Source organism: Pseudomonas fluorescens (assembly GCF_002837185.1).
GTDB lineage: Bacteria > Pseudomonadota > Gammaproteobacteria > Pseudomonadales > Pseudomonadaceae > Aquipseudomonas > Aquipseudomonas fluorescens_AM.
In genome coordinates this window covers 25,922-48,027 of record NZ_KZ478011.1, presented here as the reverse complement: position 1 = coordinate 48,027, position 22,106 = coordinate 25,922, and the positions used below count along the sequence as shown (strand labels likewise).

Below are 22,106 nucleotides of genomic sequence, written 5' to 3'. Positions count from 1 at the left end.
CAAAGGTCATAAAAAGGGAACGGCCCAAAACCCTGTCAGTCACTACTTAGGCAATTCGATCTCCCGGGTGCCGTGCCCGGGGTTTCGCTCAAACGAGCCGGGGACCGCTCTGGCCACTTTGACTAAGGAGTTTTGACTGATGAGTACCAAGAAGCCAGCCACCCCGCCGAAGAGTGAACTCGCGGGCACTGATACCCTGGACCGAGGCAATACCAACGCCAAACTGCAGGCGCTGGAAGAATTCCGTTCCGATGCGACCGGTCAGGCCCTGCGCACCAACCAGGGCGTGAAGATCTCCGACAACCAGAACACCCTGAAGGTCGGCGCGCGCGGCCCGTCGCTGCTGGAAGATTTCATCATGCGTGAAAAGATCACGCACTTTGACCATGAGCGTATCCCGGAGCGCATCGTGCATGCACGTGGCACTGGCGCCCATGGCTATTTCCAGAGCTACGGCGACCATTCGGCGCTGACCAAAGCTGGTTTCCTACGGACGCCAGAGCATAAAACGCCGGTGTTCGCGCGTTTTTCCACGGTGCAGGGCCCGCGTGGTTCCGGTGACACCGTGCGTGACGTGCGCGGTTTCGCCGTGAAGTTTTTCACCGACGAAGGCAACTTCGATCTGGTGGGCAACAACATGCCGGTGTTCTTCATTCAGGACGCAATCAAGTTTCCCGACTTCGTGCATGCCGTTAAGCCCGAACCGCACAACGAGATTCCTACCGGCGGGTCGGCGCACGATACGTTCTGGGATTTTGTCTCGCTGGTGCCGGAGTCGGCGCATATGGTGGTGTGGGCAATGTCTGACCGCGCCATTCCAAAAAGCCTGCGTGCCATGCAGGGCTTTGGCGTGCATACCTTCCGTTTGATCAACACCGAAGGCAAATCGAGCTTTGTGAAGTTTCACTGGCGGCCGAAAGTCGGTACCTGCTCGCTGGTATGGGACGAAGCGCAAAAGCTGGCCGGTAAAGACACCGACTACCACCGTCGCGACCTGTGGGAGTCGATCGAAAGCGGCGATTACCCTGAGTGGGAGCTGGGCGTTCAGATCGTTGCAGAAGAAGACGAGCATAAGTTCGACTTCGACCTGCTCGACCCGACCAAGATCATCCCGGAGGAACTGGTACCGATCACTCCGCTGGGCAAGATGGTGCTCAACCGTAACCCGGACAACTTCTTTGCCGAGGTCGAGCAGGTTGCGTTCTGCCCGGGCCATATCGTGCCGGGTATCGACTTCACCAACGATCCACTGCTGCAAGGTCGTCTGTTTTCCTACACGGACACCCAGATCAGCCGTCTCGGCGGGCCAAACTTCCATGAGATCCCGATCAACCGCCCAGTGGCGCCGTTCCACAACGGCCAGCGCGACGCTCAGCATCGCACGGTAATCGACAAAGGGCGTGCGGCTTATGAGCCCAACTCCATCGATGGCGGCTGGCCGAAGGAAACACCTCCCGGTCCTACGGATGGTGGCTTCGAGACCTACTACGAACGCGTGGATGCCAACAAGGTGCGTGAGCGCAGTGAGTCGTTCGGCGACCACTTCTCCCAGGCCACGCTGTTCTTCAACAGCATGAGCCATCACGAGAAAGAGCACATCATCGCCGCCTACAGCTTCGAGCTGGGCAAGGTCGAGCGCGAACATATTCGTGCCCGCCAGGTGAATGAGATTCTGGCCAACATCGACCTGGAACTGGCCAAGCGCGTTGCGCAGAACCTGGGCTTGCCGGCGCCGACCAAAGGCACGGTGCCAGTGCGTGAAACGTCGTTGAAGGCATCGCCAGCCTTGAGCCAGGTGAATTTGCTGTCGGGCGACATCAAGACGCGCAAAGTGGCGATCCTGGCGGCGAACGGTGTGGACGGTGCGGCGATTGATGCACTCAAGGCAGCCCTGGAGGCTGAAGGTGCGCATGCCAAGCTGCTCGGGCCGACGTCGGCGCCTGTGACCACGGCCGATGGCAAGTCGCTGCCGGTGGATGCATCGATGGAAGGCATGCCGTCCATTGCGTTCGACGCGGTGTTTATCCCGGGCGGCAAGGAGTCGGTCAAGGCCCTGAGCGGCGACGGCGTGGCGCTGCATTACGTGCTGGAAGCGTACAAGCACCTGAAGGCCATTGCGGTCGCCAGCGATGTGAAGCCATTGCTCGATCTGTTGAAGCTGGAGGCGGATGCGGGGTTGATCGTGGGCGCGGATGCCAAGGCGTTCAAGACGTTCTTTGCGGCGATTGCCCAGCATCGGGTGTGGGAACGTGAGCCGAAATCCAAGGCGATTCCGGCTTAATTTGTTGGTGGTTTGTTAGATCGCCATCGGGGGCAAGCCCCCTCCCACACTTGAATGTATTCACAGTTCAAATGTGGGAGGGGGCTTGCCCCCGATGCTTTTAGTCCGTCTTACGCGGAATCAGCACAACCTGCGCCGGAATGTGCTTCAGAATCTGCCGGTGAATCTTCAGCTCATACCCCGAATCAATCCGCTTCACCCGTTTGGTCAGCAATGTGGCCAACCACGGGTAATCCTCGGTGCGTGGCACCTGGATGCTGACGTCGCACTGGTAATTCACCACGTCGGTGGCGATGGCATCCAACTGATGGCGCATGGCTTCGACATCCGCCAGGTTCAGCGCCACGGTGGTGCTCGGCGCTGCCGGGTCGATGACCTTGGCGGCGGGCTTGGCTTCGGCCGCTTTCAAGGCGGCCTCGGCCTGATCCAGCTCGGCTTTGCGCGCATGACTGATGGCGCTGTTGACGCCACCGGTCAGGGCCGGAGCCTTGGGCATCAGCGCGCGGGCACGGCTTAACGCAGTGGCGGCGGCGTTGACGTCACCCTTTTGCAGCACGATCTGGCTGCGCTGCAGGTAGGCTTCGGCCAATTGCCGCTGGTAAGCCTCAAGCGCCGGGTCGTTGGGCGATTGGGACTGCAAGGTGGCGAGTTGGTCTTCGGCAGTGGCCAATTCGCTGCTGGCCAGGTTTTGCTCCAGCTGCGCGATGGCCGCAGCGCGCGGGTCCGGCGCTTCGGGAGCGGCGGGCGGCGTGCTTTGACAGGCGCCCAGCAGCAGGGAAAATGCGGCAAGGAGCAGATAACGGAAAGTGAACGGCTTCATTCCTGCGACTCTCTATTTGCGCAAAAAGCGAGCAAGTCTACACCCCTCGACGGGGCAGGACAAAACTCAGCAGAAACAGGGCGGCCGCCGACACCACAATCGACGGCCCGGCCGGCGTGTCCTTGAACCATGACAACGCCAGGCCCCCACACACTGCCAGCATGCCCAGCAGACTGGCGCCGATGGCCATTTGCTCCGGCGAACGCGCATGGCGCTGAGCGGCGGCGGCTGGAATGATCAGCAGCGAGGTAATCAACAATACGCCGACAATCTTCATCGCAACAGCGATCACCACCGCGATCAACAGCATCAGCGCCAGGCGCAGGGCCGGCACGGGCAACCCTTCGACCGTTGCAAGCTCCTCGTGCACGGTGATCGCCAGCAGCGGGCGCCACAGGCTCACCAGCACCACCAGCACCGCCGCGCTGCCGCCGAGGATCCATGCCAGGTCGGTAGGGCTGATCGCCAGCAGATCGCCAAACAGATAGGCCATCAGGTCGATGCGCACTTCATGCATGAAGCTCAGTACTACCAGGCCCAGGGACAAGGTACTCGGCGCCAGGATGCCCAGCAGCGTGTCGGACGCCAGCGGCTGGCGCTGTTGCAGCGTCACCAGTAACACCGCCAGCAGCAGGCAGCCGACGGTTACGGCGATGGTCGGGCTCACGTCCAGCAGGAAGCCCATGGCCACGCCCAGCAACGCCGCATGGGACAACGTGTCGCCAAAGTACGCCATGCGCCGCCAGACCACGAACGAACCCAACGGGCCCGCTACCAACGCCAAAGCCAAGCCTGCCAGCAGGGCGTAGAGCAGAAAATCAGCCATGCTTGCAGCTATCTCCATGAACGTGGGGGGTAGAAGCGTCATCGACAACGGCGCCATGCAGATCGTGGGCGTGGTCGTGATGGTGGTGATAAATCGCCAGACTCTGGGCGTTCTTACCGAACAGCTCGACGAACGCCGGATCGCCGCTGACCTGTTCGGGGTGGCCGGAGCAGCACACGTGACGGTTGAGGCAGACCACTTGATCGGTGGTGCTCATCACCAGGTGCAAGTCGTGGGAGACCATCAGCACGCCGCAGCCATGGCGGTCGCGCAAACGGGTAATCAGGCTGTACAGCTCGGCTTGACCGGCGACGTCGACGCCTTGCACCGGCTCATCGAGCACCAGCAACTCAGGCTCGCGCAACAGGGCGCGGGCCAGCAGCACGCGCTGCATTTCGCCGCCGGAGATGCTCTGCACCGGGCTGTCGATCACCTGTTCGGCGCCGACCTCCTTGAGCGCCGCCTGCGCGCGGGCGCGGTCGACACCCGGCACCAGGCGCAGAAAACGCAATACCGACAGCGGCAATGTGGGGTCCACGTGCAGCTTTTGCGGCATATAGCCCACGCGCAGCCGGGGCTTGCGCCACACGCTGCCGCGATCGGGCTTGAGCAGGCCCAGCACGGCGCGCACCAGGGTGGTTTTGCCGGCGCCATTGGGGCCGATCAGAGTAACGATCTGCCCCGGCTCCACGCTCAGCGCGATGTTGTCCAGCACGTGTTGCCCGGCGAACGTGACCCCCACCTGCTCCAGGCGGATTAACGCATTGCTCATCAAGCCCCCTGACAGCCCGAGCACAGGCCGACCACTTCGACCGTTTGCCCTTCGACGCTGAAGCCGACTTCGGCGGCGCTTTTGATGATGGCATCACTGATGCTTTTCTGTTCAAGCTCAATGGCGGCGTGGCACTCGCGGCAAATCAGGAACTGGCCCTGATGCGCGTGTTCCGGGTGGTTACAGCCGACAAAGGCATTGAGCGAGGCGATGCGGTGCACCAGGCCGTTTTCCAGCAGGAAATCCAGCGCACGGTAAACCGTAGGCGGCGCGGCGCGGCGGCCGTCCTGTTCGCTGAGGACGCCGAGGATGTCGTAGGCGCCCAGCGGCTTGTGGCTTTGCCACACCAGCTCCAGCACGCGTCGACGCAGCGCGGTCAGGCGCAAGCCCTTCTGCGCGCATAGGGTGTCGGCCTCCGACAGCGCGCTGTGAACGCAGTGGGAATGGTCATGGGGACGGCTGGCAAGCGGTGTTATAGGCATGAGCGGCGACAGATATTTGATAGAGACGTTATTATGTTACCTGTTCCTACGCCATTGAGTGGTCATCGTGTCCCGACTTTTTCCCGTTTTTGTCGTATTTGTCACCAGTTTGTTCGTGGCTGGCGCCGCTCAGGCCGAGGTCAAGGTGCTGACCAGCATCAAGCCGCTGCAACTGATCGCCGCGGCTGTGCAGGACGGGGTGGCCGTTCCAGAGGTGTTGCTGCCGCCGGGTGCGTCGCCGCATAACTTTGCGTTGCGCCCATCCGACGTACGGCGCGTGCAGTCGGTCGACTTGCTGTACTGGATCGGGCCGGACATGGAAACGTTCCTGCCGCGTGTGCTGAAGGGCCGCACGGCTGCGACGGTGGCCGTGCAGGATCTGCCAGGCATGAAACTGCGCCGTTTCGGCGAAGATAGCCACTCCCATGCCGACGAAGCCGACGAGCATGATCACGATCATCGCCCTGGCAGCGTCGATGCGCATTTGTGGTTGTCGACGGTGAACGCGCGCGTCATCGCCGCGCGGATGGCGGCTGACCTCAGTGCGGCCGACCCGGCCAACGCCGAGCGTTATCAGAGTAACGCCAAAGCCTTCCAGGGTCGCCTGGATGCGCTGGATATACGCCTGAAAAAGCGTCTGGCAGGCGTTGAAGGCAAGCCTTACTTTGTCTTTCACGAAGCCTTTGATTACTTCGAAGACGCTTACGGCTTGAAGCACGCCGGCGTGTTCAGCGTTGCCGCCGAAGTGCAGCCCGGGGCCCAGCATGTGGCGGCGATGCGTACGCGGTTGCAGGAAGTGGGCAAGACTTGCGTGTTCAGCGAGCCGCCGTTGCGGCCACGATTGGCTGAAACATTGGTTGCCGGGTTGCCGGTTAAATTGGCAGAGCTGGATGCGCTGGGCGGCTACACCCCGGCCACTGCTCAGGGTTATGAGCAGGTGCTGGAGAAATTGGGCAACGACTTGGCCGGGTGCCTTGAATCACTCTGACAGTCGCCGTAAATCAAATGTGGGAGGGGGCTTGCCCCCGATGAGGGAGTGTCAGTGAATACATCAGTGACTGACCCACTGTCATCGGGGGGCAAGCCCCCTCCCACATTTTTTTAGAGCGCGAACGGCAGATGCACAGTGACCTTTTGGCGTTGCAGCAGGCGAAGCTCGAACTCGGCAGGATCGTGGATGAGCACATCCTGCCCGGCAAACGACTCGGCTGCGATCAGGCGCGACAGCCAGAACCGCACGCACGCCACGCGCAGCAGGGTCGGCCATAGCTCGGCTTCCTTGGCGGTAAACGGCCGCAACCCCGCATAAGCGCCCAGCAGCGCGCGGGCGCGTTGCCCATCAATCACGCCATGGGCGTCCGAACACCAGTCATTCAAGGCGATGGCGACGTCATACAGCATCGGCCCCGAGCAGGCGTTGTAGAAGTCGATCAGGCCGGTCAGGTGCGTGCCTTCGAACATCGCGTTGTCGCGGAACAGGTCGGCATGAACGTTGGCGCGCGGCAGGGCGAGAATCTGCGCCTTGTGGGCTTCTATCTCGTTTAATGCGTCCCGCAGCAGGCGCTGTTGTGCGTCGTTGAGGTGCGAAATCAGCTTTGCACCCTCACTGAGCATCCAGTCCAGCCCGCGATCGGTCTTGCGTTCCAGTACCTTGTCGCCCTGGGTTGCCAGGTGCAGGTGGCCGAGCAGGTCGCCGACCTGGGCGCAATGCTGGGCGTTGGCGTCCTTGATGTGCTTGCCGGCCAGGCGCGGTTGCAGCAAGGCAGGTTTGCCCTTGAGTTCGCGCAAAGCGCTACCGTCGGTAGTGCGCAGGGCGTACGGCACCGGCAGGTCGGCGTTGTGAAGCACGTCGAGCAGTTCGATGAAGAACGGCATTTCTGCCACGGGGCCCCGCTCGACCAGGGTCAGGACGAACTCGCCCTGCTCCAGGCTGATAAAGAAATTGGTATTTTCGCTACCGGCGGCAATCCCCTGGAAATCAAGCAGGCGGCCGAGCCCGTAAGGGGCAAGAAAGGTTTCCAGCTCGGGCCGAGCCAGGGGGGTGAACACAGACATGGTTAAAACTGCCATTACGGGCGCCGCTCAGGGCAGCGCCGGTTGAAATTAGGGAATCATTTCCATTCGAAGATCTTCCATGACGGGATCAGCATATCCGGCTGGTCAGAACGGATGAAGTTCGCGTCGGTTCCATCCGCGCGTACCAGGAAATACGGTGGAGCCCCTTTTGGCGTTACCTTGATGGCGTACAGGAAGCCGTTTTGACGGTACTCCTGGATGGTCTTGTCGCCCTCCGTGCGAATGGTCACTTCCGGATCTCCCGACGGGGCATCGTCTGCCGCCATGGCAGCCATCGGAGCAAGTGCAATCAAGCCAGTGAACAGCAGGCGATTGAATGTACGCATGATAACCTTGTCCCTTTGTTTTCATTGGTCCGGCTATTCTAGCGCCTGACCCGCCGAAAAGGTTGATCCTGCTCATGAGCCAAGCGCCCCTCGTCCTGGTGGACGGTTCTTCTTATCTGTACCGCGCCTTCCACGCGCTGCCACCGCTGACCACCTCCAAAGGCCTGCCGACCGGTGCGGTCAAGGGCGTGTTGAACATGCTCAAGAGCCTGCGCAGGCAATACCCGGACAGCCCGTTCGCCGTGGTATTCGACGCCAAGGGCGGGACCTTTCGCGATGAAATGTTCGCCGACTACAAGGCCAATCGCCCGAGCATGCCCGATGACATGCGCCTGCAGATCGAGCCCCTGCACCAGAGCGTGATCGCCCTGGGCTTCCCGTTGCTGTGCGTCGAAGGCGTCGAGGCCGATGACGTGATCGGCACTCTGGCCCGCAGCAGCGCCGCCGCTGACCGCCCGGTGGTGATCTCCACCGGCGACAAGGACATGGCGCAACTGGTGGACGGGCACATTACCTTGGTCAACACCATGACCGGTAGCTCGATGGACATCGAGGGCGTAAAGGAGAAATTCGGCGTCGCTCCGGAGCAGATCATCGATTATCTGGCGTTGATGGGCGACTCCTCCGACAACATCCCTGGCGTTCCCGGCATTGGTCCGAAGACCGCCTCCGGTTTGCTGGTGGGGGTGAATGGCGGCCTGAAAGAGCTGTATGAGCAGTTGGACATTGTGCCGACCCTGCCGATTCGTGGCGCCAAGACGCTGCCGGCCAAGTTGGAAGAGCACAAGGAGATGGCGTTCCTGTCCTATCGGCTGGCGACGATCAAAATCGACGTGCCCCTGGACATCGGCCTGGACGACTTGCACCTGATCGAGCCCGATCGCGAAAAGTTGCTGGAGTTGTACACGCTGCTCGAGTTCAAGAGCTGGTACGACGAGATTCAGCGCGATAGCAAGCGTGTCGAACTCAAGGCGGCCAACGAAATTGCACCTGCCGCCGAGGTGCCTGCCGAGGCGGTTATCGCAGTGCCCATGGAGACGGTGTACACCACCATACTTGACCAGGCCACGTTCGATCTGTGGCTGAAGAAACTCAACGACGCGACGTTGGTTGCCTTCGATACCGAGACCACCGGGATCGACGCCCAACAGGCCCAATTGGTAGGGCTTTCGTTTGCGGTGCAGGCCCACGAAGCCGCCTATATCCCGCTGACGCATGCCTACACGGGCGCGCCGGAGCAATTGGACCGCGACACCGTACTGCTGGCCTTGAAGCCCTTGCTGGAAGATCCGGCCAAGCTCAAGGTCGGCCAGCACGCCAAGTTCGACATGAACATCCTGGCCAACTGCGCCATCGGTGGCGACCCGGCGCAGGGCATCACCGTGCGCGGCATCGCCTTCGATACCATGCTCGAATCCTACGTGCTGAACTCCACCGCGACCCGCCATGACATGGACAGCCTGGCAAAGAAGTACCTGGACCACGCCACCGTCAGTTTCCAGGACATCGCCGGCAGGGGCGCCAAGCAGCTGACCTTCGACCAGATCGCCCTGGAGCAAGCCGGGCCCTACGCGGCCGAAGATGCCGACGTGACCTTGCGCCTGCATCAGGAACTGCACGCGAAGTTGACCGCGATCCCGAGCCTGGCCAGTGTGCTGACGGATATTGAAATACCGCTGGTGCCGGTGCTGGCGCGTATCGAGCGCCAGGGCGCCCTGGTGGACAAGGAGCTGCTGGGCATCCAGAGCATCGAGCTGGGCAACAAGATGGTCGAGTTGGAGCGCCAGGCCTTTGAAATCGCCGGCGAGGAATTCAACCTGGGTTCGCCCAAGCAGCTTGGAGCGATTCTCTACGAGAAACTCGGCATGCCGGTACTGAAAAAGACCGGCAAGGGGCAGGCATCCACCGCCGAAGAAGTGCTGGCCAAACTGGCCGAGGATGATTTTCCGTTGCCCAAGGTACTCATGCAGTACCGCAGCATGAGCAAGCTCAAAAGCACCTACACCGACCGCCTGCCGGAACAGATCAACCCGCGTACCGGGCGTATTCATACGTCCTACCACCAGGCGGTGGCGGCGACCGGGCGTCTGTCTTCCAGCGATCCAAACCTGCAGAACATCCCGGTGCGCACGGCCGAGGGGCGACGCATTCGCCAGGCGTTTATCGCGCCCAAGGGTTACAAGCTGCTGGCGGCGGACTACTCGCAAATCGAACTGCGGATCATGGCGCACCTGTCGAAGGACGAAGGCTTGATGAATGCCTTTCGCAACGACCTGGACGTGCACACCGCCACGGCTGCCGAGGTTTTCAAGGTTGAATTGACCGAGGTCACCTCCAACCAGCGCCGCAGCGCCAAGGCGATCAACTTCGGCCTGATCTATGGCATGGGCGCCCAGAAGCTCGGCAAGGACATTGGCGTCGACACCAAGACCGCCAAGGCCTACATCGATGTGTACTTCGCCCGCTACCCCGGGGTGCGCGAGTACATGGAGCGCACCCGTGCCCAGGCAGCGGACCAGGGCTATGTGGAAACCTTCTTCGGGCGGCGCCTGTACTTGCCGGACATCAACTCCAACAAGCCCCAGGAGCGCGCAGCGGCAGAACGCACCGCGATCAACGCGCCGATGCAGGGCACGGCAGCGGACATCATCAAGAAAGCCATGGTGAAGGTGGACAACTGGCTGACCGAGTCGAGCCTGGATGCCAAGGTCATCCTCCAGGTGCACGACGAACTGGTACTGGAAGTCCGTGAGGATCTGGTCGCCGAGGTCAGCGAGAGAATTCGCGAGCACATGAGCGCTGCGGCTCAGCTGGACGTACCCCTGGTGGTGGACGTGGGCGTTGGCGATAACTGGGACGAGGCCCATTGATCCTGCGGCTTCGCCATCGCAACGGGTGATGGCGAAGCGCTTTGGATCGGAAGCCGCCGTCAGTTATTTCCAAGTGTTTTTCGAGCTTGCCGGAACTTAACCTGTGAACTGACACTCAGAGTTACTGAATGGGTGGTGAAGCCCTTCAATGCTCCTATGTTGTGTTAAGTGTTGGCAGATATCCGGGCCCCGCCCTAGCGGTCCGGAACTTGGACCCCGAACTTCCCCTCCCCATACGAAGTCCGGGGTTTTTTTTGCCTGCAGAAAAGTTATTCGGCGATTTCCGCGCCCTTGTCCGCCAATTCCATCCAGCCGGCCAGTACGGTGTAGGCGTCTTCCAGGCCCATGCGCTTTGGCGCGGAGAACAATTGGATGGTGATCGCATCGCCCCAACCCTTGCGGATTTCAGACTGCACTTTGAGCAGGGTGTTCTTGGCCGCGCCGTAGGTCAGCTTGTCGGCCTTGGTCAGCAGGATATGCATCGGCATGCCGCTGGCGACTGCCCAATCGAGCATCAACAGGTCGAAATCGGTCATTGGATGACGGATGTCCATCATCAGGATCAGACCCTTCAAACTCTCCCGGCCACCCAGGTAAGCCTCCAGGTGACGCTGCCAGTGCAGCTTCAGCGGGATAGGGACTTTTGCATAACCGTAGCCCGGCAGGTCGACCAGACGCCGATCATCGTCTAGCTTGAAGAAATTGAGTAACTGCGTGCGACCCGGGGTTTTCGAGGTACGCGCCAGGCTGGCATGGGTGAGCGTGTTCAGTGCGCTGGACTTGCCGGCGTTGGAACGGCCGGCAAAGGCGACTTCAAAGCCTTCGTCATCGGGGCATTGGTCCACTTTGGCGGCGCTGAGCATGAAGGTGGACTGTTGGCACAGGCCAAGGATGGGATTCTTGAGTTGCATGAGTTTTCCGATGTGAGCGGTGCCGAAAAAGGGTGCGGCAAGCGGTGTCGTTTCCGTTTCAGTAGCGCCAGTATATAATGCCGCAGATTTTGTGTGTGCTTTGTCCCAGCGAAGGATGAAGTTCACGGGAGCGAAAAGACCTTTATTGCGCATTAGAACGCAAAACGCTCTCAAACCCTGAAAAGGTCGATGTATGACCTGATGGTGACTCGCTTCGGTGTCCTGATCGCGCCTGTAAGACGCTCAGGCTACACAGGAACCGGAAGCGCTGTACAACCGAGTTTGCGTGGTTACGCTGATGCAACGCGTGACCCGGGGTTTCAAGGCAATGCCGCCGCGTGGTTTGTGCATGGACTGCAGTACTGAGGATTACCAGGCCATCAATGAGTTGATGGTGAGTAAACCCGGTAGATAACTCTTAAACCCTTAGCCGTAGTTGGATTAGCTGATGAACAAACTGATCGTGAGTCTGCTGTTGACCTTGGGCATCACCGGTGTTGCCCATGCTGCAGGCGACGCTACCGCGGGGCAGGCGAAAGCCGCCGTGTGTGGTGCTTGCCATGGACCGGACGGTAACAGCCCGGCGCCGAACTTTCCCAAACTGGCAGGCCAGGGTGAACGTTACCTGGCCAAGCAGATGCACGACATCAAGGATGGCAAGCGCGTGGTGCTGGAAATGACCGGCTTGCTGGCCAACTCCAGTGATCAGGACATCGCTGACATCGCGGCGTATTTTGCCAGCCAGAAAGGCAGTGTGGGAGCTGCTGATCCGAAACTGGTCGCTCGTGGCGAGAAACTGTTCCGTGGCGGTGACCTGGACAAGGGCCTGCCCGCCTGCACTGGCTGCCATTCGCCCGATGGCGCAGGCAACGCCGCCGCCGGCTTCCCGCACTTGAGCGGCCAGCACGCTGCCTACATCGCCAAACAGCTGACCGATTTCCGCAAGGAAGAAGCCGGCCGGGCCAATGATGGCGACGCAATGACCATGCGCACCATCGCCCGCAAATTGAGTGATGAAGACATTGCAGCAATCTCCAGTTACATCCAGGGCTTGCACTGACAGCCTGCAACGTTAACGCTCGATTAATCCATCGATGCAAGCATAAAAAGGGTGGCCAAGGCCGCCCTTTTTTGTGGCCGCTGCCGTTACACTAACGAACTCATGTCCGCGTAGACCTGTCACACCTAAAGGTCGCGTGAGGCGACTTTATTTGTCCAGGAGTAAAGCATGCGTAATCTGATCCTCAGCGCCGCTCTCGTCACTGCCAGTCTCTTCGGCATGACCGCGCAAGCCGCCGACGTGCCGCTTGAAGCCGGTAAAACCTACGTTGAATTGACTAACCCGGTCCCGGTGTCGGTGCCCGGCAAAATCGAGGTGGTGGAGCTGTTCTGGTACGGCTGCCCGCATTGCTATGCCTTTGAGCCGACCATCAACCCCTGGGCCGAAAAGCTGCCGACGGACGTGAACTTCAAGCGCATTCCGGCCATGTTCGGCGGCCCATGGGATGCTCACGGCCAGCTGTTCCTGACCCTGGAAGCCATGGGTGTGGAGCATAAGGTCCACAACGCGGTATTCAACGCGATCCAGAAAGAAGGCAAGCGCCTGACCAAGCCAGACGAAATGGCTGACTTCGTCGCCACCCAGGGCGTCGACAAAGACAAGTTCCTGGCCACCTTCAATTCCTTTGCCATCCAGGGCCAGATCAAACAGGCCAAGGAACTCGCGCAGAAGTATGGCGTGCAAGGCGTACCGACCCTGATCGTCAACGGCAAGTACCGTTTCGACCTGGGCAGTACCGGTGGCCCTGAACAAACCCTCAATGTCGCCGACCAGCTGATCGCCAAAGAGCGCGCAGCCAAGTAAGGGGCTCGCCATGCGTCGCTGGGGTACCGAACGTGTCGTTGGCCGGCATGACCCGCAGGTCAACGAACATCACCTGGAGTCCACAGGCCTGCCGGCAGACAGCCGCTTGCGCCTGCTCAGCTTCAATATTCAGGTGGGTAACAGTACCGAGAAATATCGGCACTACCTCACGCGTGGCTGGCAGCACTTGCTGCCGCACAAGGGGCGTACCAGCAACCTGCAGAAAATCGGCGACCTGCTCAGCGACTTCGACCTGGTCGCTCTGCAGGAAGCCGACGGCGGCAGCCTGCGCTCCGGCTACATCAACCAGGTGGAACACCTTGCCCAGCTCGGTGCCTTCCCCTACTGGTACCAGCAACTCAATCGCAACCTCGGGCGCCTGGCGCAGCACAGCAATGGCGTGCTCAGTCGCTTGAAGCCGACGGTCATCGAGGATCACCCGTTGCCGGGTCCCAAGGGGCGTGGTGCGATCCTGGTGCGTTTCGGCGAAGGCCCGGAAGCCCTGGTGGTGGTGATGATGCACCTGGCGCTCGGCGGGCGTACGCGCAACCTTCAGTTGGCCTATGTGCGCGACTTGATTGGCAACTACAAGCACCAAGTGTTGATGGGGGACATGAACACCCACGCCAACGACCTGCTGCAGAACTCTCCGCTGCGTGACCTGGGCTTGCTGGCGCCACAAGTCGAAGCCACGTTTCCCAGTTGGCGCCCGCAGCGCTGTCTGGACCATATACTGCTCAGCCCGAGCCTCACACTTGAAAGTGTGCAGGTACTGGCGCAGCCCATTTCCGATCATTTGCCGGTCGCGGTGGAGATTCGTCTGCCGGGTTCGCTGACGGCTGATGCATTTCCCGCGTTGAGCCCCGGTACCGGCGGTCCTCTTGCATGAGCGACGACGCCCAGCGCTGGAAAGAAAAATACCTTAAAAGTGTCGAGCAACAAGACAAGCTCGAACGCCGCTGGGCCGCCCGCCTCGACCTGCTGCGCCGAGGGCTGGTGCGCAGCACGCTGGCGGCGGAAGGTACTGACCGCGCTGTCGATCAATGCATGAAGGAAATGCGCGATGTCGTGCGCACTGATGACATGGACGCTGCCCTGGCCGCCCTGCTGCCGCGTCTGGAAAAGGCCGTACTGGATTCCGAGCAACGCCGTGAAACCCGGGTCGACCAGATCAGTACCGCCCTCACCGCCCTGGTCGCGCAATTGCAGAAACTGCCGCTGCCCCGTGAGGTGGCGCGCCCGCTGAAGACCTTCGCCAAGCAGCTTGACGGTCGAGTCGGGCAGGCACGGGAAATCCCGCTGCTGCTCAGCGAGTTGAGCAGCCTGCAGGAACAGGCGCTGCATAACCTGGGGCCGGATGGCGAAACGCCGCGCTCCGGGCCTGGGCTATTGCAGCGCTTGTTCGGTGCCAAGGAGCTTTCGAACGAAGCGCCAGCGCCCGAGCTTGAGACACCTCCTGCGCCAAAACCTGTCGCAGCCCCACCTGCTGCGCCTGAGTCTCCAGAGCCCGCGCAATCGGAGGAGCTGGCCCAGGCATTGCGGGCTTTTGCGCCATTGCCGCCAGCTACGGCCGCCTCCTTGCCTGAACCGGCGGCGCCCGTCAAGGAAGAGGCGCCGGCCAGTGTAACGTTTGAGTTCGAAGCGCCTGTTCAAGCGTCACCCGCGCCCACGCCTGACGAACCCGAGGTGCCTGAGTCGCCTGAAGCGCCCGCCGAGGACGATGCGCCCGAAAGCGCGCTCGCGGCTTTTATAGATGCGCCGCAAGACCCCGTCGATACGCCTGAGGAAACGCTGATCGGCAGCCTTTCGCTCCCGCCCGTATTGGAGACCGCAGAGCCCGACCCCGACGCCCTGCAACCGGACGGTCTCTACGCCCTGCCCGATTCGCCCGAGCCTTCCTACAGCTCGGTGGCCAAGCATATTGAAGACACCTTGCTCGGCCTGCTCGAAGACCTGTCCCTGCCCGAGCACCACCGGCCCCAAGCCGAAGCCATGCGCGAGCGCCTGGCCCATGGCTTGAACTGGTACGAGCTGCTGCCGATCCTCGATGACCTGGCGGTGCTGATGCTGGCGGTGACCGACAGCGGCCAGCATGAGTTCGAGGCTTACCTTAAACAGCTCAACGAGCGTCTTGAGGCATTCCAGGGCCATTTGCAGTTCGCCAGCGACGAGCATGCCGACAGCCGCTCCGCCGCTCGGGAGCTGGACACGCAAATTCGCGAACAGGTAGACGGCCTGCAAAGCAGCGTGCAGGAAGCCGCCGATCTGGACAGCCTCAAGCAGGTGCTGGAGAGCCACCTTGAAGGCTTGCTCGGCACCATGGACGAACACCGGCAACAGCGCGACCAACGCGAACAGGAAGTGGCTGCGCGCCTCCAGGGCCTGGCTGAGCGAGTGGCGAACATGGAGCAGGAAGCCCAGGGCTATCGTGAGCATCTGGAGATACAGCGCCAGAAGGCGCTGATCGATCCGCTCACCGGCCTGCCTAACCGCGCGGCCTGGAGTGAGCGCCTGGATCATGAGGTCAATGCCTGGCACCAGCGTGGCAACAGCCTGTCACTGGCCATGCTGGACCTCGACCACTTCAAACGCATCAACGACGGCTACGGCCATTTGGCCGGCGATAAGGTCCTGAAGATCATCGCCAATGTGCTGCGCAAGCACCTGCGCCCGACCGATTTCATTGCGCGCTTCGGCGGCGAAGAGTTTGTGTTGCTGATGCCCGACTCGGCCTTGGCGGATGCCCTGGCTGTGGGCGAAGTGTTGCGACTGGCCATTGAGGCTTGCCCGTTCCACTTCAAGGGCGAGCCCGTGACCATCACGGTATCCATGGGGATCGCGCAGTTCCAACCGGGCGAGCGCAGTGACTTGGCACTCAAGCGCGCCGATGAAGCGCTTTACAGGGCCAAGGCGGCGGGGCGTAATCGGGTGCAGGCGGCGTAAAAGATGTTCTGAATTTGTAATTTGACCGCTTGCCCGTCAGCGTTACGTTACACTGTTGCATTATCGTCCTTTGTGTAATGCCTTCTCCTATGAAATCTTTCTTCATCGCCGTTGCCGTGGTTCTGCTTGCCGGCTGCTCCAGCGGTCCGCGCCTCAATACCAGCCATCCCTCTGTGAATCACGACAATCGTGTGCAATTTGTGGTGGTGCATTACACCTCGGCCAACCTCGAGCGCTCCCTGGCGCTGCTGACCCACGGCCAGGTCAGCAGCCATTACCTGATCGGCGATGACGCATCAGGCACGATCTACAAGCTGGTTGATGAAAGCCAGCGCGCCTGGCATGCGGGGGAAAGCGAGTGGATGGGGCGTACCTGGCTCAACTCCAGCTCCATCGGCATCGAGATCGTCAACCCTGGCTATAGCGATACCCCGACCGGCCGGGTGTGGTACCCGTACTCCGAAGCGCAGGTGAAGTCGCTGGTGGTGTTGCTCAAGGACATCAGCAAGCGTAACGGTATCGAGCCCAAAAACATCATCGGGCATAGCGACATCGCGCCGCTGCGCAAATTGGACCCGGGCCCGTTGTTCCCATGGAAGCGTCTGGCCGATGAGGGCTTGGGGGTCTGGCCGGATGCCCAGGCAGTGGCTCGATTCCAGCAGCAGTACGCCGCGCAACTGCCGAGCATCACCTGGTTCCAGGAAGAACTGGCGCGCCTAGGCTACCCCACACCGCAAACCGGTGAGCTGGATGTGGCCACGCGTCACGTCATCGCAGCGTTCCAGATGCGTTTCCGCCCATCGTTGTTCGACGGCACTCCCGATGCGCAAAGTGCGGCGATCCTGCGCGCCTTGAACCAGCGCTGAAGGATAACGAGCCTTTGGTAGCGAGGGCGCCTGTTCTTACAAAGGCAAGGCCATATAGAACTGCGTTCCCTGCCCCGGCCGCGAATACACACCCATGCGGCCGCCGTGCAATTGCACGATCTCCTTGCACAGCGCCAGCCCCAGGCCGGCGCCGCCTTTCTTGCGCCCTACCTGCACGAAAGGCTCGAAGATGCGCCCTTGCTGGCCGTAGGCAATGCCTTCACCGTTGTCCTCGACGCTGATAATCACCCGTTCGCCATGACGTCGCGCCTGCAAGCGAATCTGCCCATCCTCGGCAGTGTGCCGCAGGGCGTTACCCAGCAAGTTGTCGAGCACACGCTCCAGTTGCGCCTGGTCGGCATACAGGCGTGGCAGGTCGGGATGGGCTTCCACCACCAGTTCGATACGTTGCGCGTTCGCCGGCTCGGCGAACCGAGCCCGGGCATGTTCCAGCAGGTCGGTGACATCGCACGGCCCCAGCGTGAGTTTCTGCAGGCCGTTCTGATAGCGCGAGAAGTTGAGCAAATCGTTGATCAACTGCATCAACCGCTGCATTTCTTCGTTGACCGTATCCAGCAGGTCCGCTTCGCGTGATTCAGCCGGGAACTTGGCTCGCTCGCGGAAGAGCCCGAAGGCCATGTGCATGCCGGTTACCGGCGTTCGCAACTCGTGGGAGGCGCGCAACACGAACTCGCTGCGCACTCGCTCAAAGGCACGTTGCTCGGTGACGTCATGCAGCACCATCACCGCGCCCAGAATATGCCCCTGGGTGTGACTGACCGGGGTCAGGCTGTACGTCAGCAGGCGCAGCTCACCTTCGACTTCCACTTCCAGATCTTCCGGCGCCCGCTCCAGGTTGCCGCCGCGCAGCACCAGCTGCAGTTGTTCATCCATTTCCGGGCGGCCCAGCGCTTCGCCCAGGCCCTGGCCGAGGCGCTCTTCGTCCCAGCCCAGCTGGCGTTGCGCGACGGGATTGAGGTGTTCAAGGTGGCCTTGGCGGTCAATCATCAGCAGGCCATCGTCGATGCTGTCGAGCACCGCCTGCAACCGCTGCTGACCGGCGAGCAACTCATCGACATTGGTGGCCTGATGTTGGCGCAATGCCTCGGCCATGATGCCGAAGCGACGGGTCAATTGGTTCATTTCCGCCGCCGTCGATATCGGCAATGTCACTTCGAAATCGCCTTGCCCGATTTTATCGGCAGCCTTGGCCAGCGCTTCGATTGGCGCGCCGAATCGCCGGGCTATGCCATGGGCGGTCACAAAGCCGATGATCAGCACCGCGAGGCCAACCAGCCCCATCAAGCTGGCGATCAATAGCGCCCGTTCACGGGATTTATGCTCGCTTGTGCTGATATTTTCCAGCGCCAGCTTGTGGTGGACGATCAGCCCGTTGCGCAGGGTATTGAAGGTTTCAGTAAGCTTTTCCCTGCTGGCCGGCAGAGACGGGTTTTGCTGGGATTCGTCAAATGCCTGCAGCAGGTTCTGGTAGTCCTTGCGTGCCTGATCGAAACCGTGGGCGTGACCGTCACGCTGTTCATGGGCTATGCCCTGGTCCAACAGGTCGAAATAGCGCTGTTTGGAGGCTTGCAGGGCGGCCGGATCAGGGCGCTTTTCGAGCATCATGATCAGTTGATCGCCCAGGCTCTGGCGCAATTTCACGCCCAGGTCGAGGGTGACGAAATTGCTGCGAATCAACGACTCCTGGGTCTTGGCCATCTGCATGACGCTGACCAGGCCCAGAATCAGCCCCAGCAGGGCCACGGTGATCAGCGCCGAGATGCTCAGGAATAACCGGGTGCGCAGTTTCATCGCGAGCTTCATGAGGTACAGCTCATAAGTTGTACTGTTTGCGTTTGCGATACAGGGTCGACGCATCGATGCCGAGGGTGCGAGCAGCCTGGTCCAAGGTATCGCTGGTGGCGAGAACGGCGCCGATATGGGCCTTTTCCAGCTCGTCCAGGCTCAGCGCCGCACCAATGCGCGGTGCGTTGTTGGTCGGTTGCTCGGCCATGCCGAGGTGACTGATCTCGACCTTCTCCTGAGGGCAGATGATGCTGGCGCGTTCCACCACGTTGCGCAGCTCCCGGATGTTGCCGGGCCAGCGATAGTTGAGCAGCGCTTCGCGCGCCTGATCGCTGAAGCCGCGCGCCGGGCGGGCATATTCCTTGACGAAACGTGCCAGGAAGCGGTCGGCCAGGGTCAGGATGTCTTCACTGCGTTCGCGCAGCGGCGGCAGGTGCAACGTGATGACGTTGAGGCGATACAGCAAATCTTCACGGAAGCGGCCGTCGCGCACCATGTCTTCCAGGTTCAGGTTGGTGGCGGCAAGAATGCGCACATCTGCGCGGCGGGTAACCGGGTCGCCCACCCGCTCGTATTCCTTATCCTGAATGAATCGCAGCAGCTTGGGTTGCAGAGTGAGCGGAAAGTCGCCGATCTCGTCGAGAAACAGCGTGCCGCCGTCTGCCTGGTTGACGCGGCCCAATGTGCTTTCGCTGGCGCCGGTAAATGCGCCGCGACTGTGACCGAACAGTTCGCTCTCCATCAGTTCTGCGGTCAACGATGGGCAGTTGATGGTCACGCAGGATTTCTTCGAGCGTTTGCTCCAGCCGTGAATGGCCCGCGCCAGCTCGCCCTTACCGGTGCCCGACTCGCCGAGGATCAAGATATTGGCATCGGTGCCCGCTACCTGCCGTGCGGTTTCCAGTACCACCATCATGGCCGGGCTGTGGGAATCGAGGCCGTCCTTGGGCTGGCGCACCGCACCTTCCAGGGCTTCCAGCCGCGCCGAGAGCTGGCGCACTTCCAGTTGCTTGGCGGTGGCCAGGCGCAACTGGTCCGGGCTGCAGGGCTTGACCAGATAGTCGGCGGCGCCGGCCTGGATGGCATCCACCGCGGTGTCCACCGCCGAATGGGCGGTCACGATCACGACACGCATCCATGGCGCTTGAATACGCATATGAGCCAATACATCCAGGCCGTTGTCCTCGCCCAGGCGCAAGTCGAGGAAGCACAGGTCGAACACTTGGCGTTGCATCAAGGCATCGGCCTGGGCTGCGCTGTTGGCGGTGGCAACGGTATAGCCTTCATCTTCCAGGCAATAGCGGAAGGTACGGAGGATCGCGGACTCGTCATCCACTAAAAGAATGCGGCCTTGAAGTTCCTTGGCTGATTCCATCTGTCCCGCGCTCCTTAACTGTGAATGTTGGTGTTTAGTCCCGGAATAATCGGGCAAGTTGCATGGTTTATTCTGATTGATAAAAGGCAACGTGGCGTAGCTATCTGCACATCTTCCTACACGCGCCGGTAAAAGGCCCGATCTAGTGGCGTTTTCATATCTTCTCGGCGCTTCGGCAATCACTCAGGCGCTTTCGATCCCTTGACCCGACCACTGGCCATCGTGCATTTCGCACGGCTGTTGTGAGGGTATCGTGCAGGATGCTGTGACGCGCACCTGTGTGTATTTCATAACTATCTGATTTCATTGGGTTTTATTTTGTAAAAAACCTGGCATGCGCTCTGCAATAGGTAGTGCATAGAGCGTCATGAACGAATAATCAGAATGCGGGAGAAAGCAGTATGACTCGCCAAAGCCTCAGCCAATTGCGTGTATCGCCGCTGTACGTGCAGCAAGGTCTGTTCGCCAGCCTGGCCTTGATGGTCACGCTGATTGCCGGCCAGCAGATGCAGCATTGGCAGCAGAGTCAGCAGCAAGCCCCGCAGTTTGAACGGCCTGTCATGACCCAGACCCACTTTCGTTCCGTTGGTAGCACGGCTGCCGATGTAACCGCCCCGCGACTGAGATTGGCAGACCAGGAGTCCACCCTGAGCGACCTGCCGGTTCAAGAACGCTGGGTGTTCTAAGCAACACAACGTCGCTCGCGCCGAGCGACCGCACGGCATCACCGCTGTTACTTCTATGAAAGCTTAAGGAGAATCACCATGTTGAGTTGGGCAATCACGTTTCTGATCATCGCCATTGTGGCTGCAGTCCTGGGCTTCGGTGGTATCGCCGGTACGGCTACGGGTATCGCCAAGATTCTCTTTGTGGTCTTCCTGGTGATGTTTATCGCTTCGTTCTTCTTTGGTCGTAAAGGCCGAGGCTGAATATGATCACTCTGCCTTTTAAAGCCATTGCCGCCGCCCTGCTGTTAGGCGGCAGCGGCCTGGTGATGGCCGCCAACGACGGCCAATCCCGGGCCAATGAATTGCTCAGCGCGGACCCACAGTACCGTGAAACCTGGCAAGGCGTGGTGAAGAAAGAAGAGCGCCTGCCCGAATGGGTAATGAACCTGTCGGGTACGGCCGAGCAGATGAACGCTGTCGAAGAGGATGGCGACAAGTATCTGGTAGGGCCGCTGTGTGAAACGGCAGATACCTGCCTGAACAAGCGCCTGATCGTCGCCTTCAGCTTTGATAAGGAAGATGCCTACGCCATGTTGGTGGAAGTCCCGGCCGGCCTGCCGGCGGACAAATCCCCGACGCGGCACGCCGATTACCGTTTTATCGGTAAGCCGGATGAAGGCATGCAGAAGCTGCTGATGGAGCAGCTGAAGAAAGATCCGAATTGGTACTAGGTTCCGTCTTACGGAGCCGGCGTCCATAGAAAGAAGCCAGTTCGCTTCTTTCTGTTTGCATCGCGCACCACGCGCGATGCATGACCAGGGGGTCGGGTTGCTCTGATCGATCAGGATCGGCGCGATCTACGGGTACAGGGAGTGCCTGCGCAAGGGCCGGGTCAGGTGAAAAGCTGCGACGCAAGTTCACAAGTCCTCAAGCTTGCTGAACTTGCGGCGGGCTTATGACTCTCATTGCTCACGTCATGCCGCTCATAGCTGGCATTCTTCGTTTTGCCTCTCGCTAATCATTACGTAGTGTGTCGACGCGACCATCCATCGAGAATTTTTTCCGAGCGCTACAGGCTATTTCTTACGCCAGGCCGCGGATATTCCAGGCATTTCTGCCCAACACCCCGAGTTCTCAGCTACCTCTACGCAAGCCGGAATTGGCAGCTTCACGGCCGTTTCACCCGCTTCAATGGCGGATTCGAACTGACCGTTCAGACA

The 22,106-nt window shown here is 60.7% G+C and carries 20 protein-coding genes and 1 pseudogene; 12 read left to right on the top strand and 9 right to left on the bottom strand.

Features of this window, described 5'->3' with window-relative positions:
• Positions 1-139: 139 nt before the first annotated feature.
• Positions 140-2,281 carry a catalase HPII gene (katE, locus tag CIB54_RS20950; RefSeq protein WP_101220828.1) on the top strand — a complete coding sequence of 714 codons (2,142 nt, stop codon included), beginning with the start codon at positions 140-142 and terminating at the stop codon, positions 2,279-2,281.
• Between the two features lie 100 nt (positions 2,282-2,381).
• Here katE and CIB54_RS20945 read toward each other — a convergent pair whose 3' ends face one another.
• From CIB54_RS20945 to CIB54_RS20930, 4 genes are read right to left on the bottom strand one after another with little or no spacing between them, the layout of a single operon-like run.
• Positions 2,382-3,101, bottom strand: coding sequence for a PA5502 family lipoprotein (locus CIB54_RS20945; protein WP_065953395.1), 720 nt, complete (start codon positions 3,099-3,101; stop codon positions 2,382-2,384).
• 37 nt (positions 3,102-3,138) lie between these two features.
• A complete protein-coding gene (gene znuB, locus CIB54_RS20940) occupies positions 3,139-3,927 on the bottom strand; it encodes a zinc ABC transporter permease subunit ZnuB (RefSeq protein WP_065953396.1) in 789 nt (262 codons plus the stop codon).
• Positions 3,920-4,699, bottom strand: coding sequence for a zinc ABC transporter ATP-binding protein ZnuC (znuC, locus tag CIB54_RS20935; RefSeq protein ID WP_065953397.1), 780 nt, complete (start codon positions 4,697-4,699; stop codon positions 3,920-3,922). Before znuC ends, znuB begins: the two co-directional genes overlap by 8 nt.
• On the bottom strand, positions 4,699-5,181 hold the full coding sequence (locus CIB54_RS20930; RefSeq protein WP_101220827.1) for a Fur family transcriptional regulator: 483 nt from the start codon (positions 5,179-5,181) through the stop codon (positions 4,699-4,701). The genes znuC and CIB54_RS20930 overlap by 1 nt, the downstream gene beginning before the upstream one ends.
• A 58-nt stretch (positions 5,182-5,239) precedes the next feature.
• On the opposite strand from CIB54_RS20930, the gene CIB54_RS20925 reads away from it, so the two are divergent.
• Positions 5,240-6,169 (top strand): zinc ABC transporter substrate-binding protein, encoded by a 930-nt coding sequence (locus CIB54_RS20925; RefSeq protein WP_101220826.1) that lies wholly within the window; start codon positions 5,240-5,242, stop codon positions 6,167-6,169.
• Positions 6,170-6,282: 113 nt separating this feature from the next.
• Here the strand turns inward: CIB54_RS20925 and CIB54_RS20920 are convergent, their stop codons facing one another.
• Positions 6,283-7,236, bottom strand: coding sequence for a homoserine kinase (locus CIB54_RS20920; protein ID WP_101220825.1), 954 nt, complete (start codon positions 7,234-7,236; stop codon positions 6,283-6,285).
• 56 nt (positions 7,237-7,292) lie between these two features.
• Entirely contained in the window at positions 7,293-7,583 is a 291-nt protein-coding gene (locus tag CIB54_RS20915; protein WP_057725690.1) for a DUF2782 domain-containing protein, read from the bottom strand.
• A gap of 74 nt (positions 7,584-7,657) precedes the next feature.
• Here CIB54_RS20915 and polA point away from each other — a divergent pair, with 74 nt between their 5' ends.
• Positions 7,658-10,453 (top strand): DNA polymerase I, encoded by a 2,796-nt coding sequence (gene polA, locus CIB54_RS20910; protein WP_101220824.1) that lies wholly within the window; start codon positions 7,658-7,660, stop codon positions 10,451-10,453.
• Between the two features lie 269 nt (positions 10,454-10,722).
• Here polA and yihA read toward each other — a convergent pair whose 3' ends face one another.
• Positions 10,723-11,364 (bottom strand): ribosome biogenesis GTP-binding protein YihA/YsxC, encoded by a 642-nt coding sequence (gene yihA / locus CIB54_RS20905; protein WP_042943980.1) that lies wholly within the window; start codon positions 11,362-11,364, stop codon positions 10,723-10,725.
• A gap of 189 nt (positions 11,365-11,553) precedes the next feature.
• Here yihA and CIB54_RS27705 point away from each other — a divergent pair.
• From CIB54_RS27705 to CIB54_RS20875, 6 genes and pseudogenes are all read left to right on the top strand, one after another.
• Positions 11,554-11,779, top strand: a pseudogene (locus CIB54_RS27705) (cytochrome).
• 33 nt (positions 11,780-11,812) lie between these two features.
• The gene (locus CIB54_RS20895; RefSeq protein WP_065953402.1) at positions 11,813-12,424 is read left to right on the top strand and encodes a c-type cytochrome; all 612 of its coding nucleotides are present in this window, start codon (positions 11,813-11,815) and stop codon (positions 12,422-12,424) included.
• A 168-nt stretch (positions 12,425-12,592) separates the two neighbouring features.
• The gene (gene dsbA / locus CIB54_RS20890; RefSeq protein WP_065953403.1) at positions 12,593-13,228 is read left to right on the top strand and encodes a thiol:disulfide interchange protein DsbA; all 636 of its coding nucleotides are present in this window, start codon (positions 12,593-12,595) and stop codon (positions 13,226-13,228) included.
• 10 nt (positions 13,229-13,238) lie between these two features.
• On the top strand, positions 13,239-14,117 hold the full coding sequence (locus tag CIB54_RS20885) for an endonuclease/exonuclease/phosphatase family protein (RefSeq protein WP_065953404.1): 879 nt from the start codon (positions 13,239-13,241) through the stop codon (positions 14,115-14,117).
• The gene (locus CIB54_RS20880) at positions 14,114-16,171 is read left to right on the top strand and encodes a GGDEF domain-containing protein (RefSeq protein ID WP_101220823.1); all 2,058 of its coding nucleotides are present in this window, start codon (positions 14,114-14,116) and stop codon (positions 16,169-16,171) included. Before CIB54_RS20885 ends, CIB54_RS20880 begins: the two co-directional genes overlap by 4 nt.
• An 89-nt stretch (positions 16,172-16,260) precedes the next feature.
• Positions 16,261-17,037, top strand: a complete 777-nt coding sequence (locus CIB54_RS20875) for an N-acetylmuramoyl-L-alanine amidase (RefSeq protein ID WP_101220822.1) — start codon at positions 16,261-16,263, stop codon at positions 17,035-17,037.
• Positions 17,038-17,073: 36 nt separating this feature from the next.
• Here CIB54_RS20875 and CIB54_RS20870 read toward each other — a convergent pair whose 3' ends face one another.
• Positions 17,074-18,861, bottom strand: a complete 1,788-nt coding sequence (locus tag CIB54_RS20870) for an ATP-binding protein (protein WP_101220821.1) — start codon at positions 18,859-18,861, stop codon at positions 17,074-17,076.
• 10 nt (positions 18,862-18,871) lie between these two features.
• Positions 18,872-20,218 (bottom strand): sigma-54-dependent response regulator transcription factor AlgB, encoded by a 1,347-nt coding sequence (algB, locus tag CIB54_RS20865; RefSeq protein WP_057725682.1) that lies wholly within the window; start codon positions 20,216-20,218, stop codon positions 18,872-18,874.
• Between the two features lie 401 nt (positions 20,219-20,619).
• Here algB and CIB54_RS20860 point away from each other — a divergent pair, with 401 nt between their 5' ends.
• From CIB54_RS20860 to CIB54_RS20850, 3 genes are all read left to right on the top strand, one after another.
• Positions 20,620-20,904 carry a hypothetical protein gene (locus CIB54_RS20860; RefSeq protein WP_101220820.1) on the top strand — a complete coding sequence of 95 codons (285 nt, stop codon included), beginning with the start codon at positions 20,620-20,622 and terminating at the stop codon, positions 20,902-20,904.
• A gap of 78 nt (positions 20,905-20,982) precedes the next feature.
• Positions 20,983-21,147, top strand: coding sequence for a DUF1328 domain-containing protein (locus tag CIB54_RS20855; protein WP_003187386.1), 165 nt, complete (start codon positions 20,983-20,985; stop codon positions 21,145-21,147).
• A gap of 2 nt (positions 21,148-21,149) precedes the next feature.
• On the top strand, positions 21,150-21,617 hold the full coding sequence (locus tag CIB54_RS20850; RefSeq protein WP_101220819.1) for an inhibitor of vertebrate lysozyme family protein: 468 nt from the start codon (positions 21,150-21,152) through the stop codon (positions 21,615-21,617).
• Positions 21,618-22,106: the final 489 nt, after the last annotated feature.

Coding starts and splice junctions, on each gene's coding strand:
- katE (WP_101220828.1), top strand. CDS start 140: ATGAGTACCAAGAAGCCAGCCACCCCGCCGAAGAGTGAACTCGCGGGC.
- CIB54_RS20945 (WP_065953395.1), bottom strand. CDS start 3,101: ATGAAGCCGTTCACTTTCCGTTATCTGCTCCTTGCCGCATTTTCCCTG.
- znuB (WP_065953396.1), bottom strand. CDS start 3,927: ATGGCTGATTTTCTGCTCTACGCCCTGCTGGCAGGCTTGGCTTTGGCG.
- znuC (WP_065953397.1), bottom strand. CDS start 4,699: ATGAGCAATGCGTTAATCCGCCTGGAGCAGGTGGGGGTCACGTTCGCC.
- CIB54_RS20930 (WP_101220827.1), bottom strand. CDS start 5,181: ATGCCTATAACACCGCTTGCCAGCCGTCCCCATGACCATTCCCACTGC.
- CIB54_RS20920 (WP_101220825.1), bottom strand. CDS start 7,236: ATGTCTGTGTTCACCCCCCTGGCTCGGCCCGAGCTGGAAACCTTTCTT.
- CIB54_RS20915 (WP_057725690.1), bottom strand. CDS start 7,583: ATGCGTACATTCAATCGCCTGCTGTTCACTGGCTTGATTGCACTTGCT.
- polA (WP_101220824.1), top strand. CDS start 7,658: ATGAGCCAAGCGCCCCTCGTCCTGGTGGACGGTTCTTCTTATCTGTAC.
- yihA (WP_042943980.1), bottom strand. CDS start 11,364: ATGCAACTCAAGAATCCCATCCTTGGCCTGTGCCAACAGTCCACCTTC.
- CIB54_RS20895 (WP_065953402.1), top strand. CDS start 11,813: ATGAACAAACTGATCGTGAGTCTGCTGTTGACCTTGGGCATCACCGGT.
- dsbA (WP_065953403.1), top strand. CDS start 12,593: ATGCGTAATCTGATCCTCAGCGCCGCTCTCGTCACTGCCAGTCTCTTC.
- CIB54_RS20885 (WP_065953404.1), top strand. CDS start 13,239: ATGCGTCGCTGGGGTACCGAACGTGTCGTTGGCCGGCATGACCCGCAG.
- CIB54_RS20880 (WP_101220823.1), top strand. CDS start 14,114: ATGAGCGACGACGCCCAGCGCTGGAAAGAAAAATACCTTAAAAGTGTC.
- CIB54_RS20875 (WP_101220822.1), top strand. CDS start 16,261: ATGAAATCTTTCTTCATCGCCGTTGCCGTGGTTCTGCTTGCCGGCTGC.
- CIB54_RS20870 (WP_101220821.1), bottom strand. CDS start 18,861: ATGAAGCTCGCGATGAAACTGCGCACCCGGTTATTCCTGAGCATCTCG.
- algB (WP_057725682.1), bottom strand. CDS start 20,218: ATGGAATCAGCCAAGGAACTTCAAGGCCGCATTCTTTTAGTGGATGAC.
- CIB54_RS20860 (WP_101220820.1), top strand. CDS start 20,620: ATGACTCGCCAAAGCCTCAGCCAATTGCGTGTATCGCCGCTGTACGTG.
- CIB54_RS20855 (WP_003187386.1), top strand. CDS start 20,983: ATGTTGAGTTGGGCAATCACGTTTCTGATCATCGCCATTGTGGCTGCA.
- CIB54_RS20850 (WP_101220819.1), top strand. CDS start 21,150: ATGATCACTCTGCCTTTTAAAGCCATTGCCGCCGCCCTGCTGTTAGGC.